The 16240-nt window shown below is 57.5% G+C and carries 17 protein-coding genes and 5 tRNA genes; 17 read left to right on the forward strand and 5 right to left on the reverse strand.

The window, feature by feature from the left end:
* The first annotated feature begins 1 nt into the window (after position 1).
* The 7 genes from def to FYJ74_RS04425 all read left to right on the forward strand — a co-directional run bounded on the left by def (position 2) and on the right by FYJ74_RS04425 (position 4415).
* Complete coding sequence (gene def / locus FYJ74_RS04395) at positions 2-481, forward strand: peptide deformylase (RefSeq protein WP_154528370.1); 480 nt, start codon at positions 2-4, stop codon at positions 479-481.
* Entirely contained in the window at positions 478-1410 is a 933-nt protein-coding gene (gene fmt / locus FYJ74_RS04400; RefSeq protein ID WP_154528371.1) for a methionyl-tRNA formyltransferase, read from the forward strand. Before def ends, fmt begins: the two co-directional genes overlap by 4 nt.
* A 34-nt stretch (positions 1411-1444) precedes the next feature.
* On the forward strand, positions 1445-1987 hold the full coding sequence (locus FYJ74_RS04405; RefSeq protein ID WP_154528372.1) for an NUDIX hydrolase: 543 nt from the start codon (positions 1445-1447) through the stop codon (positions 1985-1987).
* Between the two features lie 59 nt (positions 1988-2046).
* Positions 2047-2940, forward strand: coding sequence for a tyrosine-type recombinase/integrase (locus FYJ74_RS04410; protein WP_154528373.1), 894 nt, complete (start codon positions 2047-2049; stop codon positions 2938-2940).
* 33 nt (positions 2941-2973) lie between these two features.
* Positions 2974-3813 (forward strand): purine-nucleoside phosphorylase, encoded by an 840-nt coding sequence (locus FYJ74_RS04415; RefSeq protein ID WP_195838795.1) that lies wholly within the window; start codon positions 2974-2976, stop codon positions 3811-3813.
* A gap of 14 nt (positions 3814-3827) precedes the next feature.
* On the forward strand, positions 3828-4214 hold the full coding sequence (locus FYJ74_RS04420) for a J domain-containing protein (protein WP_154528374.1): 387 nt from the start codon (positions 3828-3830) through the stop codon (positions 4212-4214).
* A 102-nt stretch (positions 4215-4316) separates the two neighbouring features.
* Positions 4317-4415, forward strand: a tRNA-Sec gene (locus FYJ74_RS04425).
* A gap of 219 nt (positions 4416-4634) precedes the next feature.
* Here the strand turns inward: FYJ74_RS04425 and FYJ74_RS04430 are convergent.
* From FYJ74_RS04430 to FYJ74_RS04440, 3 genes are all read right to left on the reverse strand, one after another.
* Positions 4635-4940: a DUF3795 domain-containing protein gene (locus FYJ74_RS04430; RefSeq protein WP_154528375.1), complete on the reverse strand. Its 306-nt coding sequence runs from the start codon at positions 4938-4940 to the stop codon at positions 4635-4637.
* Positions 4941-4997: 57 nt separating this feature from the next.
* Complete coding sequence (locus tag FYJ74_RS04435) at positions 4998-5645, reverse strand: flavin reductase family protein (RefSeq protein WP_154528376.1); 648 nt, start codon at positions 5643-5645, stop codon at positions 4998-5000.
* 214 nt (positions 5646-5859) lie between these two features.
* Entirely contained in the window at positions 5860-6402 is a 543-nt protein-coding gene (locus FYJ74_RS04440; protein ID WP_078016496.1) for a GNAT family N-acetyltransferase, read from the reverse strand.
* 405 nt (positions 6403-6807) lie between these two features.
* On the opposite strand from FYJ74_RS04440, the gene FYJ74_RS04445 reads away from it, so the two are divergent.
* The 8 genes from FYJ74_RS04445 to FYJ74_RS04480 all read left to right on the forward strand — a co-directional run bounded on the left by FYJ74_RS04445 (position 6808) and on the right by FYJ74_RS04480 (position 10344).
* A complete protein-coding gene (locus FYJ74_RS04445) occupies positions 6808-7863 on the forward strand; it encodes a 3'-5' exonuclease (RefSeq protein ID WP_154528377.1) in 1056 nt (351 codons plus the stop codon).
* A gap of 110 nt (positions 7864-7973) precedes the next feature.
* Positions 7974-8063 (forward strand) — tRNA-Ser (locus FYJ74_RS04450).
* Between the two features lie 18 nt (positions 8064-8081).
* Positions 8082-8158: transfer RNA gene (locus tag FYJ74_RS04455), tRNA-Arg, on the forward strand.
* Between the two features lie 39 nt (positions 8159-8197).
* Positions 8198-8274: transfer RNA gene (locus FYJ74_RS04460), tRNA-Arg, on the forward strand.
* A 68-nt stretch (positions 8275-8342) separates the two neighbouring features.
* Positions 8343-8843, forward strand: a complete 501-nt coding sequence (gene tadA / locus FYJ74_RS04465; protein WP_154528378.1) for a tRNA adenosine(34) deaminase TadA — start codon at positions 8343-8345, stop codon at positions 8841-8843.
* A 39-nt stretch (positions 8844-8882) separates the two neighbouring features.
* Positions 8883-8972: transfer RNA gene (locus FYJ74_RS04470), tRNA-Ser, on the forward strand.
* A gap of 91 nt (positions 8973-9063) precedes the next feature.
* Positions 9064-9600: a TIGR04076 family protein gene (locus FYJ74_RS04475; RefSeq protein WP_154528379.1), complete on the forward strand. Its 537-nt coding sequence runs from the start codon at positions 9064-9066 to the stop codon at positions 9598-9600.
* Between the two features lie 87 nt (positions 9601-9687).
* The gene (locus FYJ74_RS04480; protein ID WP_195838796.1) at positions 9688-10344 is read left to right on the forward strand and encodes an ankyrin repeat domain-containing protein; all 657 of its coding nucleotides are present in this window, start codon (positions 9688-9690) and stop codon (positions 10342-10344) included.
* 142 nt (positions 10345-10486) lie between these two features.
* On the opposite strand, the gene FYJ74_RS04485 is transcribed toward FYJ74_RS04480, so the two are convergent.
* Positions 10487-11599 (reverse strand): SurA N-terminal domain-containing protein, encoded by a 1113-nt coding sequence (locus FYJ74_RS04485; RefSeq protein WP_154528381.1) that lies wholly within the window; start codon positions 11597-11599, stop codon positions 10487-10489.
* Between the two features lie 70 nt (positions 11600-11669).
* The gene (locus FYJ74_RS04490) at positions 11670-14264 is read right to left on the reverse strand and encodes a DNA polymerase (protein ID WP_229769334.1); all 2595 of its coding nucleotides are present in this window, start codon (positions 14262-14264) and stop codon (positions 11670-11672) included.
* A 115-nt stretch (positions 14265-14379) separates the two neighbouring features.
* Between FYJ74_RS04490 and gltX the strand changes: the two genes are divergently transcribed.
* Entirely contained in the window at positions 14380-15720 is a 1341-nt protein-coding gene (gltX, locus tag FYJ74_RS04495; RefSeq protein ID WP_154528383.1) for a glutamate--tRNA ligase, read from the forward strand.
* Between the two features lie 226 nt (positions 15721-15946).
* Positions 15947-16144, forward strand: a complete 198-nt coding sequence (locus FYJ74_RS04500; RefSeq protein ID WP_040550697.1) for a cold shock domain-containing protein — start codon at positions 15947-15949, stop codon at positions 16142-16144.
* The last annotated feature ends 96 nt before the right edge of the window (positions 16145-16240 follow it).

Raw genomic sequence — 16240 nt, forward strand, 5'->3', positions numbered from 1 at the left:
AATGCCGCTGAAAATCGTAGAATTTCCCGATCCTGTTTTGAGACGGGCGACTCGGCCCGTGACCGTTTTCGACGAGGCGCTGAAGACTTTTGTGGACGAGATGACGATCGTCATGAAAGACGACGACGGCGTCGGCATCGCCGCGCCGCAGGTCGGCGTGTCCAAAAAGGTGGCCGTGGTCTGCTTTGAGGGCGAACGCTACGTTCTGGTCAATCCCGTCATTGTGGAAGCGACGGGAACGCAGCGGGGCGAGGAGGGCTGCCTGAGTTTTCCCGGCATCTTCGGCGAGATCGAACGCGCCGAACGCGTTGTGGTGGAGTGTCAGGACGAAACGGGCGCCAGACGCCGGCACGAGGCGGAGGGTTTTGTCGCCCGCGCGTTTCAGCACGAGATCGAGCATCTGGAAGGCAAGCTGCTGATCGATCATTTTTCGCCGATGAAGCGGGAATTGATCCGCAAGCGCCTGATGAAGAGAAAATGACGGCGAAGATCTGGTTTTTCGGGACGGGGTGTTTCGCGGCCCGCTGCCTGGAGGAAATCGCTTCGAAGTGCAGGCCGCAGCTTGTCGTGACGGCCCCGCCGAGCGTCGCCGGACGCGGGTTGAAGACGCGAAGCACGCCTGTGGAGGAAGTCGCGCTGAAACTGGAACTGCCACTTCGGCAGTCGGCTGCGGTGAATCGCGACGCGGATCTGATCCGGCTTTACGGAAGCGAGAAGCCTGAGCTGATCCTGGTGATCGACTTCGGCCAGAAGGTCGGCGAGCCGTGGCTGAACGGGCCGCGCTGCGGCTGCATCAACATCCATCCTTCGCTGCTGCCGCGCTACCGCGGCGCGGCTCCTGTGCAGCGGGCGCTGATGAACGGCGAGACGGAGACGGGGGTGTCCCTGTTCCGTCTGGTGGAGAAGATGGACGCCGGCCCGGTGTGGCTGCAGGGGCGCTGCGCGATCGGTCCCGAGGAGAACGCGGGTGAGCTGCTGGGACGCATGGCCGTGGCGGGGGCCCGCCTCTTCACGGAGAACGTCGCCTCGTTGCTGAACGAAACGGCCGCGCTGACGCCCCAGGACGAGGCGCTGGCGACGGTCGCCGCCAAAATCGACAAAAGCGAAGCGCGGCTCGATCTTGCGCTCGGCGCGCGGAAACTCCATGACCTGGTGCGGGGCCTGTGCCCGGCGCCGGGCGCGTACGTGACGTTCCGCGGCCGGCGCGTGAAAATTCTCAAAACCCGCGTGGCGCCGCATCCTGCCGCCGGATCGGGAAAACTTTTCGCCGCGGGCGGCCGGCTGTTTCTGGGCACGCCGCAGGGCGCCCTGGAACTGCTGACAGTCCAGCCGGAAGGAAAAAGGCCGATGGCGGCGGGCGACTGGGCGAAAGGGCTGCGCCTCGAAAAAGACGAGAAGCTCGACGCCTGAGCGGGACGCCGCGATTTTGACAGGAGATCATATTATGGAACGCTGTCTTTCTTCCAAACGCCTTTATGAGGGCAGGATCCTCAACCTGCGCGTCGATCAGGTGGAAGTGTCGCGAAACGGCCGCCGCGCCACGCGCGAAGTGGTCGAGCACCGCAGCGCCGTGGCCGTTCTGGCGCGCGACGGCGAAGGGCGTTTTCTGCTCGTGCGACAATTCCGCTATCCCTTGAACGCGGAGATCGTCGAAATCCCGGCCGGGCTGATGGAGCGCGGCGAGGAACCGCTGCAGTCGGCGCAGCGGGAGCTGCGCGAGGAGACCGGCTACCGGGCCTCAAAATGGACGCCGATGCCGGCGATCTTCTCGTCGCCGGGATTTTCCGACGAGAAGCTGTTCGTCTTTCTCGCCGAGGAACTGGCGTGGGATCCTCTCCGTCCGGACGACGACGAAGACATTGCGCTGCTGCGCTTCGACGACGAACAGGCGCGCGCGCTGCTCGGCTCGAGCGATCCTCAGGACGCGAAAACGCTGATGGCGCTGGCGTGGTACTTCGCGCGCCAAGTAATTTTTCATGAAACGTGATATGATAAGGACCGGCTTACGAGCCGGCCCTTATTTTTTTTGCATGGAGGCGAACGAGTATGCCCGTATCCTTCGAAACGTCGCGCGCCGCTTTTGAGGACTACATCCTGTTGGAGCGCGGGCAGAGCAAAAACACGGCGGAAACGTATCGCCGCGGTCTGGAGCTCTGGCGCGCCTACTGCGAAGAGGCGGGGCTGGACCCGCTCGACGTTGCTCAGGAAGTTCTCTCCAGCTTTATCCATGCGCTGAAGAACCAAGGGCGCGCCGGCTCGTCGATCCAGCTGATCGTGGCCGGCCTGAGGAGCTGGGTGAAGTTCCGCGTCCTCAACGGCGATCTGCCGATGAACACGTGGATCCCGGTGCTGCCGGCGAAAACCAAGAAGCTCCCCAAGATCCTCACCGAAGGGGAGATCCAGCGCATCCTCGATGCCTGCGACGGCCCCGGCTATTACGACTGCCGCGACCGCACGGCGCTGGAAACGCTGGCCAACTGCGGCGTTCGCGCCAGCGAGCTGTGCGGGCTGAAAGTCGGCTCGCTGAATCTCGACGACAAAAATCTGATCGTTCTCGGCAAAGGGAGCAAAGAACGGCAAGTCCCCTTTGCCGAAGATCTGAAAAGGCAGTTTCAGATCTATCTGCAAAAGCGGTTGGAGTTTCTCGGCGGCGACAAAACGGAGAAAACGCTGTTCCTCTCTTCGCGCCGGGAGCCGCTGAGCCGGGTCGACCTGTGGAGGATCGTGCAGAAGCGCGGCAAGATGGCCTCCGTTCCCGAGGAGCGCCTCTTTCCTCACGTGCTGCGCCATTCCATCGCCACGCACCTGCTGCGCCGCGGCATGGATCTGAGGACCCTGCAGGAGTTTTTGGGGCACAGCTCCATCGCCACCACGGAGAAATATCTGCATTTCGATCTCGAACTGCGCGACGTGTACGACCGCGCCCATCCCCGCGCCTAGCGGAAATTCTGTGTGAGAAAGGAAGATCCTGTCATGGAGATGAAAGAATACGCCCGTCAGGTGACGGAAGCGCTGGAAGCGATCAAGTCGCGAGTGAACTGGGTGCCCCGGGCGGCGCTGATCCTCGGCTCCGGGCTGGGCATGCTGGCCGAAGCCGTGAAAGATCCCGTCGTCATTCCCTACGCGGAGATTCCGCACTGGAAGACCTCGACCGCGCCCGGGCATGCCGGGCGCCTCGTCTGCGGAATGCTGTCGGGCGTGCCGGTAGTGGTCATGCAGGGACGACTGCACTGCTACGAAGGCTACGCGCCGCAGGAGACGACCTTCCCGATCCGCGTCTTCGGCCAGTGGGGCGTCAAGACCCTGCTCGTGACCAACGCGTCCGGCGGCATCAATTACGAGTACGCCAACGGCGACATCGCCCTGATCACCGACCATATCAACCTCACCGGCATGAATCCGCTGAGAGGCACCAACAATCCCGCCTGGGGGCCGCGCTTTCCCGACATGAGCGAGCCCTACAGCCGCCGCCTGATCGCCCTGCTGGAAGAAGCCGCCCAATCGCTGGGGCTGCTGACGCGCCGCGGCGTCTACATCGGCCTGGCCGGTCCCTCGTACGAGACGCCGGCGGAGATCCGCATGGCCCGCGCCATGGGCGCCGATCTCGTCGGCATGTCAACCGTTCATGAGGTGATCGTCGCCAACCACATGGGCATGGAAGTCTGCGGCGTCTCCTGCGTCGCCAACCTGGCGGCGGGCATGCGCCCCGTCAAGCTGTCGGAAGAAGAGGTGCTCTCTGAGATGGGCCGCGCCGCCGCGCGCATTTCGGCGCTTGTGGGGAAATTTCTCGAGCTGCTGGGCGGAGCGGATTAAGCCGGAAGGGAAAAATGGGATTCCTGTTTAAGATCGTTCAGCGCCTCATCGTGCCGCTGCTCTTTTTGGCTTTCGCGCGTTCCTTCCTCGGCGACCTGTTCCGCCGCATGGGAAATAGAAGCGCTCCGCGGCGCGACTGGCAGAGCGGCGGGGAAAGCGGGCGCGGCTTTGCGGATTCCGCCGCGCCGGGCGGCGCTTCCCGTTCCCCCTACGAAATTCTCGGCCTGCCGCGCAGCGCCGGCGACGACGAGATTCGCGCGCGCTATCGGGAACTTATCTCCAAATATCATCCCGACAAGTTCGCCGATTTGAACGACCCCGAGTTCACGCGCCTGGCGGCGCGGAAGTTCGAGCAGATCCAGGGCGCCTACGAGGAACTGAAACGCCTGCGCGGCATGTAAGCCGCCGGGCCGTTTGAAATCCGCCGCGCAAAAACGTCCGGAGTTCTGTAAAAAAAGCGGCTTGCCTAAAGAGGGAGAATAGAGTAAAATACTCCACGTTGCGGAGGCGGATGCAGTCCGGTGGCTGCCCCGGGCCTCAAACCCGCGTGAGGGGCGATTCTGATCGTCCTTGGTGTGTTCGATTCGCACACGCCTCCGCCATAACTAGAAAATCAAGGAATCAAAACGAATCGCGAAGCCTGTAAAATCCGGGCTTCGCGATTTTTTGTCCAAAGAAAGCAGTAAATCTTTTCAGACTTACTGCTTGTGTGTCGCTGTGATAAGCGGCGGGTATTTCATTTTCATGGAGAGAGGGACATTTTTGTCTGTCGTCCTTATTCTTGTTAATTAAAAAATTGAAGATCGTCAAATTTACATAGTTTATCCCTTTAGATTTTTCAGCGCAGTGGGATTATTGGCGATGATTCTTCCAACGATCTGACATTTTCCCAATTCAGGACAGTCGCCGCATGTCGTCACGCCTTTTTTCAATGCACACTGACGAATACCGCAAAGGCTATCGCAAAATACAGTTTTAATCCCCTTAACGCGACAGCCTTGACAGTTGATATGTTCAGGCAAAATGGGAGCCTTATTCAACTCGGCCCACAGTTTTGCCGTTTTTTCACGCAACGCCTGATTGTCATTGAGTGTCGCAAGATATGCGCCGCACTTTTCGCAGTCCAACCCGCAGTCTATGTACTCTCAAGAGTTCCAGTTTATCTGGTGGCTGTACCCGTGCCGTCAGTCGTATTTCTCGATATTTACAGTGGCAATCGCAGATTGACCGGGTTCCCCGGTAATAAGATCTTGCGGCGCCGGTATCAGCATCATAAATCCCTCTCCGCCGTATCGTCGCTCATAGCCCTGCGCATATTCCTTTTCCACAGAGATATGCTGTATCTGACCGACAATCATTGATGTGATCCCCGCACCGCTTAAATCCCGCGTCTCTTTCAAAGTACATTCCATATTTATAAATGCCTCTTGAATGATCGGCGCACGGATCGTTTTCGCATGGGAAAGCGTGAAATCTCCTGCTGCAAATTCATCCGTTTCCAAGTCATTGTGGGTAATGGTATCTACCAATCTGTCATAGGAGCTTATCGGCAGAAAATTGATGCAAAAACATTTATCCCTTTGGATATTTGCATAGGTATGCGTGTGCTGGTACAAATTCCCCATCACAGCGAAGAAAGCGGTCTTATCCCCGTGAAAACAGCTCCATGAATGGAAGCAGACATTCGGCTTTCCATTTTCTTTCCATGTGGTGATGGCAAACAAGACCGTTGGTATCCCCGCTGTTGTTTCAAAGTGTGAAAACAGTTCGAATTCCTCTGGATACGAGGGCTTAAAATACTGGGGAAAATCTTTTCCGATCTCTATTTTCATGACTGCTCCTCCCATGATGATACCGATATGTCTCTTTCATCCTCTTCTCAAAACGAAACATTCCATCCGGGAACTGCTCGTCCGTCTCTTTCCCCGAATCCGGAGTGTTGGGATCGGGATGATGGCTGTTGTAAAACTCCACGATGCGGAAGCCGCACCGATTGACGAGGAGTGAGCGTAATGTCGGCCATAGTATCACCTCGATAAACTGGATTCAGCTCTCCGATAACCATTCGTCCTTCGATATGCATGTTATGTGCTCTGTCCGAAGCACTCCCTCTATTGCACATGGGACATTTTCCGCTGTGTGATGGTAATGAAATCCACACTTTTCCTGAACCCGCTTTGACTTTATGTTTCCGTCAAAATACCCGTACCATATTCTTTCGAGATTCAGTTCTTCAAAGCCATGCCGCATAAGCTCCCGAACCGCCTCCGGGATAAGCCCCCGTCCCCAATAAGGAACGCCGATCCAGCAGCCGATTTCGCCTTCTGTTTCGGGAATACCGATATTGCTGGCCTTGCCAAGCATTAAACCAATACTGCCAACTGGACGCCCGGTTTCTTTTAGAACCACTGCATAAGTCTCCGGCGCAGACAGAATGCCTCGGATGATTTCTCTGCTGTTTTCCACGTCCGTATGAACAGCCCATCCGGCTATCGGGCCAACTTCAGGATGACGTGCATAACTGTATAAATCTTCTGCATCCGCTTCCTCCCAAGGACGAAGTACCAGTCTTTCCGTTTCTAAAATCATCCTGTCATTCCTCCTCAAACCTCGATTTTGTTCAATCGAACGTTGCCTGTTAACTTTTCCAATATAGCACAGAAATATGAACGTCTCTATACTTCCGGCCTCCGAATGTTGCGGAATAGCGAAGCCTTCTACCATTTTCTTGTTTGCTTCTTTATCATGCACGAGCATCCAAGGACGGGATCAGGCAGACGAACAGTTCGCCTTTGCGATAGCGCAGGCTTGATATTTTTGCAGATACTTTCGACAAGCATCCTTTGTGGATAACGGCCTCTGCGTTGAAAGGAGCGTTCTACTGCGCTGGGCCATACGGTGTTTGTGTCGGCTGCAATCTCGCATTCAGCGGTTCACAGAACGGCGTTTCAGTTATAGAATAATAAACTGTAATCGGGGGAGGGGGGAGCGAAAATGAGCAGAGAAGCGGATATTTTTCTTCCGGCGGAGAAGGGCTACGTGGTGCTTGACGTCGAATCCCAGGGTTACGCCCGTTTTTGTCCGATCGAAATTTCCGCGGTCCGCTTCGCTCCCGACGGGCAGTGCCTTGACGCGTACAGTTCCCTTGTGCGCCCGCGGGTGGCGCGGGTGTCTCGTTACGTCTCCGATCTGACCGGCATTACCACCGACATGGTGCGCCGTGCGCCGCTTCCCCGTGAGGTGATCGGTTCGCTTCGCGATTTCATCGGCGACAGCGTGATCGTCGGGCATGCGGTGGCGGAAAACGACCTTCCCATTATCGATCACTTTTGTCAGGAACTTTATCACGACCGACTTGAAAACTTGTACGTAGACACTTTCTACTGGGCTCAAGCGCTCTTTCCGGCGCTGGGGACCGGACATTACAACTTGAAGGCGCTGGCGGAGCATTTTGTGATCGACGCGCAGACTTTTCATCGGGCCGAGGCTGACTGCCGCACGACCGCCCGGCTGTACCAGATCCTTCATGATACGGCGCAGAGATTGCCTGATGCCGAAAGGGTACAGGTGCTGCACGATTTCGCCCATAAGAACGATCCCAAGAAGCCGGTCCGGAAGAGCGCAAAGGGGACGGCGAAAAAGACGTCCGGTAGCGTTATCGATTACAACAGCCTTCCGGTTTTTGAGGCAGGCGACGAAAAAGCCGCGGTAATCCACCTGTGGCACGCAAGGAAGCAAATCTGCGTCGAAGTGCGTTTCGCAGGTAGCGTCCCCGACGCGGCCGACAAGTTTATGGACCGTCATCGCGAGTGCCTTTGGCAGGCGTATTTGCCGAATCTGCGCGTTGCCGACAACATTTCTCTGCCTGTGCTGGCGCAGCTGTGGAAGATCCTGCGCGCGCAGGGGTGCCGTTTGTATCGGCGGGCGAATGTCAGGTTCGAAGGGCTGGAAGGCCATGAAGTGAAAAAAGGGGGCGCTGCCAAAAATCGCTCCTGCCGCAGAAAACGGAAAACGGAGCCATCCGCAGCGGCTTGCGCCGGGTCGGATTGAGCCGTGGAAAAAGAGTATCTTCAGTTTGTGTTTTCCGACAGCAGGGGAGCGATTTTCCGCTTGACAGGAGTGGTCCGCCGCGTTAGAATGTGACCTGTTCGATTGAGGACGGAGAGATGGCCGAGTGGCCGAAGGCGCACGCCTGCTAAGTGTGTAACCCGGTTTCGGGTTCGAGGGTTCAAATCCCTCTCTCTCCGCCATCTTAAAAATAACGATGCGCGCCATTAGCCCAGCTGGATAGAGCGTCTGGCTACGGACCAGAAGGTCGTGGGTTCGAATCCTGCATGGCGCGCCAGATTTTTGTTTGAGCCCTCAGTCGTGCGGTGTTTTTTGCGCGCCATTAGCTCAGCTGGATAGAGCGTCTGGCTACGGACCAGGAGGTCGTGGGTTCGAATCCTGCATGGCGCGCCATTTTGGAGAAAAGCCAGGGGAGCTTCGTGAGAAGCTCCCCTGTTTTGCGTTGTGCGGAGGAGACTTTCATGCTCACAAGCGATCAGGAGTACATGAACCTTGCCCTCGAACTGGGGCTTCAGGCGGCGCGCGAAGGCGACATCCCCGTGGGCGCGCTCGTGGTGGATCCTTGCGGAGAGATCATTGGCAGGGGACGCAATCGGCGCCGGGTTGAACATGACCCCACCGCGCATGCCGAAGTGGTCGCTCTGCGAGATGCCGCACAGAATCTGGGCGCTTGGAACCTGAGCGGCTGTTCCCTCTACGTGACGCTTGAACCCTGTCCCATGTGCGCTGGGGCGCTCGTTCAGGCGCGCGTTTCGCGTCTCGTCTATGGCTGTACCGATCCGAAAGCCGGCGCCTGCGGCACCCTCTACGATCTGACGCGCGACACGCGTCTTTTTCATCGTCTGCAGGTCGTCTCCGGCGTAATGGAACGGGAATGCCGCGCGCTCCTTCAGGATTTCTTTCAGGTCCGCCGGGAGAAAAAACGCACATTCGGTTGGCTCCCTGACGGCAGAAACAACTAGGCAAGCTCTTTGGGTTGTGCTATAATACCCTTCGTCTGCGGAGGGATGGCCGAGTGGTCGAAGGCAGCTGACTCGAAATCAGCCAGGGGTTCACGCCCCTCGGGGGTTCAAATCCTCTTCCCTCCGCCATAATTTTTTTGTGAAAACTACAAAAAGCCCCCTTCGCGGGGGCTTTTTGCTATACTGGCACCAGGAGAATCAATAAATTTCAGGGGGAATCATGGTGCAGCACAAATGCAAAATTACCGTTTTGAGGAAAGAACTGTATCCTGACTTGCAGCGGAAGTATCTGGCAGACCCGAGGTCCGGTCCCTGCCCGTTTTATGAGGAAGGACAGGAGTTTATCTTCGAACGCTACGGCGGCCGGGACGACTTCTGGACCATGGGGAAAGGGACTCAATGCTCCGAAGCGTGGGATGCGATCAGCCGTTATGTTTACACGGCCCTTCAGGGCGGTTCCATCATGAGAAACTGGACGAACGACGAGAGAGTCATGATCGCCTGCTGCAGCGATGGAACGCGTCCGGTGATCTTCAAAATCGAACGCATCGATTACAAAGCGCTGTTCATCAAGGGCCTTGTCTGCGACGTCTGCCGCGAAAAAATCCGCAAGGCGCTGACTGACGTCGGTGGCGTTACGGGCGTGGCGTACCGGGGAAATTTTACGGAAGTGATGCTGGAACGCGAGGTCCCCGACGCCGTTTTGAAGAAAGCGGTTGAAGACTGCGGTGAGTATCGCGTGCTGAAAATCGACTGATTCCATTAAAAACGGCCTCGTTTGGCGCAATCTCTCAACTTTGTGATATAGACGGAACGACGAATCGTGATGAAGGGTGAGGAACGAATGGCGGATGATGAAAAAAGCGTTGCGGCGGCAGAGATGCAGCAGGAGCCTGGGAAAGACTTCTGGACGTTATGCGTCAAAGGGACGGTCGACGAGATCAGGGAGAGGATCGCTGCGGAGCGGATCGACGTCACACAGCCGTTTCACGACGGAATTACGCCGTTGTACCTGGCGGCACAGAATAACTCGCTGGCAGTGGTCCAATATTTTCTCGATGCCGGGGCTGACGTCAACGTGCGGACGACGGGCGAATTCGGGGACACGATTCTCCACGCCGCGGTCTGGACGAAGGACCCCCGCGTCGTGCAGGCGCTGCTCCAGCACGGCGCGGATCCGATGGCGACGAACAGCAAAGGCTGGACGCCGCTGCGACTGGCGCGTTACCACGTGCGCGGCAAGGAGATGCTTCAGCTTCTGATCAAGTACATGAAACTGGAGCCTGCCGAGAACGGCCGCTCGTATGAGGGAACGATCGAGTATGTCGATCTCTGGTCGAAAAGATGTTATCAGCTGTGCGGCACTACGCTGATCGAACATTCCATGGAACGCCTGAACACGTCGAATATTTCTCTGGGAGAGACGGACCGGATCACGTACGGCGCTTCGCAGAAGCGCAAGGCCGTGGTCGTGAATACGGCGCCGGCAGGACAGGCGTAAATTGACTGCGACAGACATGAGACAAAAGCGGCGCCGGACACGTGGATTTTTGTGAGTTGGGCGCCGCGCGGATTTCGCGGCATTCAAAAGGCCGCCAAGGGAAAATTTTCCCTTGGCGGCCTTTTGAATAATTCGAAGCGGATTATTTTGCCGCGGGCGGCGCGGCGGCTTTGTCCGCGGTGTCCTCGGTGAAAGCCGGCTTCAGTCCGTCCAGCTTTTCATCGGGGAGGGCATCGGCAGGCGGAACGTCGTCGCTCTTGATCTTGACGGTGAAGAGTTCGGGGGCGACGATCTCTACGTTCATCTTGTCGGTCAGCCCCTTGATGTAGTTGCGCTGGGCCTCCATTTTTTTGCTCTGAAGGAGCATCGTCTTGATGCCGTCGGAGACTTCGGAAAGGGGACGCACATCTTCCGAGACGGCCCTGATGCGGCGAACGACAAAATAATCCTGGCTGGCGATCTCGATGGGGGCGGAGGTTTCGCCGTCGTTCAGCGCGGAAATGGGCTCGAGTTTGCCGATCATCTCCGTCGCGGCGATGCGCTCGTGAACGTCGCTCGAGGTCGCCTGGACAATGTCGTCCGAAACGATCGTAAGGGCTTTGTCCCAGTCCTTGTTTGCCTTCACTTCTTCGGCGAATTTGCCGGCGGCCTCTTTATTTTTCAGCTGGACAAAGTCGGCTTCGATGCCGGCCGGCAACGTGAAGTTGCCGCGCAGCGCGTCGTACAGGGCTTTGATCTCGTCGTCGGAAACAACCACGCCGCCGGAAACGTCTTCCAGCATTTTGTTGATGGCCAGCTGGCGGGCGATCTCGGCTTTGACCTGTTCGAGACTGCTGCCTTGGTTCTTCAGCGTCTGCATGAAGGCTTCTTTGGTCACGTACTGATTCTCGACCTCTTTCAGCTGCTTGTCGACGTCGTCGGCGGGGGCGCTGATTTTCAGGCGGGCGACTTCGTCGATGACGGCGCGGTTGGACACCATTTCGTCGAACACGGCTTTGTAGATAAGCGGCATCTGTTTGTCGGACAGATCGCGGATGCCGTTGCGCTCGACGAACGAACGCAGGTGCTCCTGCAGCTGGCTGATGTGCAGTTCTTCGCCGTTGACTTTGGCGACCACGAAATCGCCGGTGCGCTGATTGTCGGAGTCGGAGGAACTGCCCGTGCCGTACATGAATCCGACGGAAGCGGTGAAGATGACGATAAACAGGGCGAGAATCCACTTGATCTGAGTGCGAAGCGCAGTAAGTATCTGCAAGTGACTTTACTCCTTTCGAATTGGCAGCGTGAAAAATTCTGTTTCAGCTCAAGAATTGTACCATAAAACATTAAACCGTGGCGAGAGATGTGCCCACAGTCCGTTCCGTTTTCAAAGGGACGGAGAGCTGTACGGCGCTTTCCATGACCTGGCTGAGCTCCAATACGGTTTGTTCGGCCTGATCTTGCGGACATTCGCAGACGATGGAGTCGTGGACCTGGAGCACCATGGCCACGTCGCGTCCGGCGAAGTGCGCGGCGACTTTGTTCATGGCGATCTTGGTGATGTCGGCGGCCGTCCCCTGGATCGGGGCGTTGATGGCGACGCGTTTTTGGTGGTCTTTCGTCTGGTTTCCGGTGGCGATCTCATCCATCGGGCGGCGGCGGCCGAAAAGCGTGGACGTGTAGCCGACTTCGAGGGACTTTTTCTTGCTCGTTTCCATGTATTCCCGCACGCCCGGCAAGGCGGCGAAGTAGGCGTCCATGATCTGGAGCGCGGTGCCGCGGTCCGTCCCCAAGCGGGAAGCGAGGCCGAAAACGCTCATGCCGTAGATCAGGCCGAAGCTGACGGTTTTGGCGCTGCGGCGCAGCTCTTTGGTGACGGCGGCGGCGGGGAGGCCGAAGATCATGGCGGCGGTTTCGGTGTGGATGTCTCGATCCGAGTTGAAGATCTCGATCAGCTGCGGATCTCCCGAGAGATGGGCCAGCACGCGCAGTTCGATCTGCGAATAATCGGCGGCGGCGAAACAATGTCCCGGCCGCGACGGGATCAGGCATTCGCGGATCCTTTGCCCCCAGCCGCTGTAGGCCGGCAGGTTCTGCATGTTGGGGTCGCGGCTGCTGAGGCGTCCCGTGCCGGTTGTCAGCGATTCGAAGGTGCTGTGGATCAATCCGTCCGCGCCGGCCGCGCTCAGCAGCGGCTGAACGAAACCGGACGCCATTTTCTGAAGCTCGCGGTATTCCAGAAGCTGACCCGGGATTTCGCAGCGCGCGCCGCAGATTTCCCGCAGCTGTTCAAGCACCGACACGTCGGTGGAATAGCCGGTCTTTGTCTTTTTGACGACGGGGAGCCCCAGTTTTTCGAAAAGAAGTTCGCCGATCTGTTTGGGGGAGTTGAGATTGATCTCGCATCCGGCCGCTTCGTAGACTTTTTCGGTAATCGCGTTCAGCTGACGTTCCAATTCCCGCGAAAGCGCCAGCATTTTTTCGCGGTCGAGGCGGATGCCGCGGCGCTCCATGCCGACCAGCGAGGGGATCAGAGGCAGGTCGATCTCGTTCATGACCCGCGTCATGTTCTGAGCGGCGATTTTTTCTTCCATGGCGCGGGCGATGGCCAGCAGGCGCAGAGCCCGTTCCGAAGAGAGGCCGAGGCCGATCTCCTTCGAGATGTCGTAGCTTTCCAGATCGGGGTGGAGCAGGTACCAGGCAGTCTTGACGTCCCAAAGGCCGCCGAGGCGCGGGCGTTCCATCAGATAACAGAGCGCTTTGGCGTCGAGGCAGATCACTTTGTTGTCCAGCAGTTCGTCCAGGTGCGGCGTCAATTCGGCCAGCGTTCCCTGCCACCAGCTGCCGTCGGGAGCGGCGAGGATGACGCGGCGCGACTGCAGCGTTTCTTCTTTGATCGTATATGGAACGGGCGCGCCGGATTCTTCGAGATCAAGCGCGATTCTCGGCGCGCACAGGATCGTATCCAGCGGGATCGCGGCGGCGGGCGGAACGGCCTCGGCGATATCGTCCCCGGCACTGACGGGCGACGGCCGCGCCGCCTCCGCCGGCGGATTCTCGTTGGGGGATTTTTTCTTTTCTGTTGCGGCGCCGAAGGATTCGGCCGCTTTTTTCATGCCCAGTCGGGCGCAGAAAGCGCCGAACGCTTCCAGATCGACCGCCGCTTCTTTGGCGGTGAATTCGCTCAAGTCCTCGTCGCATTTGAGCCGCGTCAGTTTGCGGTTCTCGACGGCCCGCGCGCCGTGCTCGCTCATTTTCTTCTGCAGTGCGGGCTTGAGTTCGCCGGTATGTTCCAGAATGCCCTCGATGGAACCATAACTTTGCAGCAGTTTCGCAGCGGTCTTCTCGCCGACGCCGGGGACTCCGGGAATGTTGTCGATCGAGTCGCCCATCAGCGACAGATAATCGACCATTGTGTCCGGGGAAAAACCGTATTTTTCGGTGAAGTGAGAAACGTCGTATTCCTCGAAAGAAGAGACGCCCTTGCCGGGGCGGATGATCTTCACGCCGGGACGCAGCACCTGCATGATATCCTTGTCCGACGTAAGGATCAGCACCTCGTCGCCGCGGGCTGCGAACTGCACGGCGGCCGAACCGATCAAGTCGTCGGCCTCGACCGAGGGACGTTCCATGATGTGGACGCCCAGAAACGGAAGCATTTCATGGAGCAGCGGAACCTGAATTTTGAACTCTTCGGGCGTCGGCCGGCGCGTGGCTTTGTATTCGGGATAGAGCCGGTGGCGGAACGTCGGCTCCTTCATGTCGAACGCCGCGTAAATCTCGTCGGGGCGCTGGTCGTGTCTGACCTTGGCGAACATGTTGAAAAAGCCGACCAGCGCGTTGGTGGGCGTGCCGTCGGGGGCGTTCAGTTCGGGGATCGCGTAAAAGGCGCGAAAGGCGATGCCGTGTCCGTCGATGAGCAAAATCTTTTTTCCAGACATTTCCATAAACCTCCAAGCGGGTTATAATGCTCTCTGATCTCTGCGGATTTTTTTCCGCAGCTGCTTGTCTATTGTACACGCGATGAACCAATTATGTGAGGAGGAACTTTTATAAATGGCAGATGAAGTGAGAGTACGTTTCGCGCCCAGCCCCACCGGCGCGCTGCATATCGGCGGCGCTCACACGGCGCTTTTCAACTGGCTTTGGGCCCGGCATACCGGCGGAAAATTTATCCTCCGCATCGAAGACACCGACCGCGTCCGTTCGACGCAGGAGTATGAAGAGACGATCATGGCCGGGATGAAATGGCTGAATCTCGACTGGGACGAGGGGCCCGACATTGGCGGCGATTACGGACCGTACCGTCAGACCGAACGCCTCGACCTTTACAACAAATACGCCCGGCAGCTTCTCGACGAAGGCAAGGCCTACAAGGATGGCAGCGCGGTCATTTACAAAGTGCCGCTGGGATTGGACATCGGCTTTGACGACGAAGTCTACGGACATGTGGACTACAAGAGCGACGCGCTGATCGACGGCCGTACCGGCGTGATGAAGGATATCGTCCTGATCAAGAGCGACGGATTTCCTACCTACAATTACGCCGTCGTCGTCGACGATCATCTGATGAAGATCTCTCACGTCATCCGCGGCGAAGATCACATCTCCAACACGCCCAAGCAGGTCCTGATCTACAAGGCGCTGGGCTGGGAGATGCCCAAGTTCGCCCATCTGCCCATGATTCTCGGCAAGGACAAGAAAAAGCTCTCCAAGCGCCACGGCGCCACCAGCGTTTACGAATACCGCGACATGGGCTACCTGCCCGATTCGATCTTCAACTTCCTGGCGCTGCTGGGCTGGGCTCCGAAGGGGAACGTGGAAGTGTTCGGCCGCGACTTGGCCATCAAGGAATACGAACTTCGCAACATCAACCGCAAATCGTCGGTCTTCGATTTCGACAAGCTGAACTTCATCAACCAGGAACACATCACGGAAATGCCCGTCAGGGAAAAGTTCGAGCTGATCCGTCCCTTCTGGGAAGAAATGGGCGTGGACTGCGGCAAACTCGATCTGGAGTATCTCGGCAAATGCTTCGAGATCATGGCCGGCCGCGGCAAGACGATCAAGGAACTGGCGGAGTTCTCCGACTATCTCGTGACCTTTGCGCCCGTGGCGGCCCGGTACGACGGCAGCGACCTGACCGAAGAGCACCGCGTCCTGCTGAAAAAGTTCAATACCGATTTTCTGTCTCGTTCCGAGCTGGTCACGCCCGATCAGATGCTGGCCTTCGCGCGCGAGTGGTGCGACGCCAACGGCGCCAAACTCAAGGACATCGCCATGCCCCTGCGTTATATGCTGACGGGCTACAAAGTCAGCCCCGGCATCTTCGAAGTGATTGAACTGCTCGGACACGACGAGGTGTCCAAGAGGCTGCGGCATTATAACGTTCTCTGATCCTCGTCGCGTGATCTGACAACTGCTTTTGAAAATGCATGAACGTTTCTTCCGCAGAAATAAGGCAGCGACGTCTTATAAAAATCTTTGAAAAAACGTGCGCGCGCTAATTTCAAGTTTGACATTTCAGCGGAATCGTTGTATATTTTCCCTGTGCTCGAAAAATCCTTCGGGCGCTCCCGAACTGGTCGGGATTTTTCATCATGTTTTTTTGGAGGCATGTACTTTGAAGGGCAAAGTGAAATGGTTCAACAGCACCAAGGGCTTCGGTTTCATCACCACCGAAGAGGGCAAGGACGTTTTTGTCCATTTTAGCGCTATCAAGATGGACGGCTACAAGTCCCTTGAGGAGAACGAAGAAGTCGAGTTCGATGTCGTCGATGGTGAAAAGGGCCCTCAGGCTGCTAACGTCGTCCGTCTGTAAGACGAACGTTGGTGATTGAACCCTTTGAGATTAAAAAAAGAAGGCCGGCAGATCTGATCTGTCGGCCTTTCTGCTATTACGTGAAAAAACAGATTC

The sequence above is a fragment of the Pyramidobacter porci genome (assembly GCF_009695745.1).
Classification (GTDB): Bacteria; Synergistota; Synergistia; order Synergistales; family Dethiosulfovibrionaceae; genus Pyramidobacter; species Pyramidobacter porci.

Excerpts from the sequence above, each read along its gene's own strand:
- FYJ74_RS04410 (WP_154528373.1), top strand. The coding sequence starts at position 2,047 with ATGCCCGTATCCTTCGAAACGTCGCGCGCCGCTTTTGAGGACTACATC.
- FYJ74_RS04445 (WP_154528377.1), top strand. The coding sequence starts at position 6,808 with ATGAGCAGAGAAGCGGATATTTTTCTTCCGGCGGAGAAGGGCTACGTG.
- def (WP_154528370.1), top strand. The coding sequence starts at position 2 with ATGCCGCTGAAAATCGTAGAATTTCCCGATCCTGTTTTGAGACGGGCG.
- FYJ74_RS04490 (WP_229769334.1), bottom strand. The coding sequence starts at position 14,264 with ATGTCTGGAAAAAAGATTTTGCTCATCGACGGACACGGCATCGCCTTT.
- FYJ74_RS04415 (WP_195838795.1), top strand. The coding sequence starts at position 2,974 with ATGGAGATGAAAGAATACGCCCGTCAGGTGACGGAAGCGCTGGAAGCG.
- gltX (WP_154528383.1), top strand. The coding sequence starts at position 14,380 with ATGGCAGATGAAGTGAGAGTACGTTTCGCGCCCAGCCCCACCGGCGCG.
- FYJ74_RS04475 (WP_154528379.1), top strand. The coding sequence starts at position 9,064 with ATGGTGCAGCACAAATGCAAAATTACCGTTTTGAGGAAAGAACTGTAT.
- FYJ74_RS04480 (WP_195838796.1), top strand. The coding sequence starts at position 9,688 with ATGGCGGATGATGAAAAAAGCGTTGCGGCGGCAGAGATGCAGCAGGAG.
- FYJ74_RS04405 (WP_154528372.1), top strand. The coding sequence starts at position 1,445 with ATGGAACGCTGTCTTTCTTCCAAACGCCTTTATGAGGGCAGGATCCTC.
- FYJ74_RS04440 (WP_078016496.1), bottom strand. The coding sequence starts at position 6,402 with ATGATTTTAGAAACGGAAAGACTGGTACTTCGTCCTTGGGAGGAAGCG.
- FYJ74_RS04435 (WP_154528376.1), bottom strand. The coding sequence starts at position 5,645 with ATGAAAATAGAGATCGGAAAAGATTTTCCCCAGTATTTTAAGCCCTCG.
- fmt (WP_154528371.1), top strand. The coding sequence starts at position 478 with ATGACGGCGAAGATCTGGTTTTTCGGGACGGGGTGTTTCGCGGCCCGC.
- FYJ74_RS04420 (WP_154528374.1), top strand. The coding sequence starts at position 3,828 with ATGGGATTCCTGTTTAAGATCGTTCAGCGCCTCATCGTGCCGCTGCTC.
- tadA (WP_154528378.1), top strand. The coding sequence starts at position 8,343 with ATGCTCACAAGCGATCAGGAGTACATGAACCTTGCCCTCGAACTGGGG.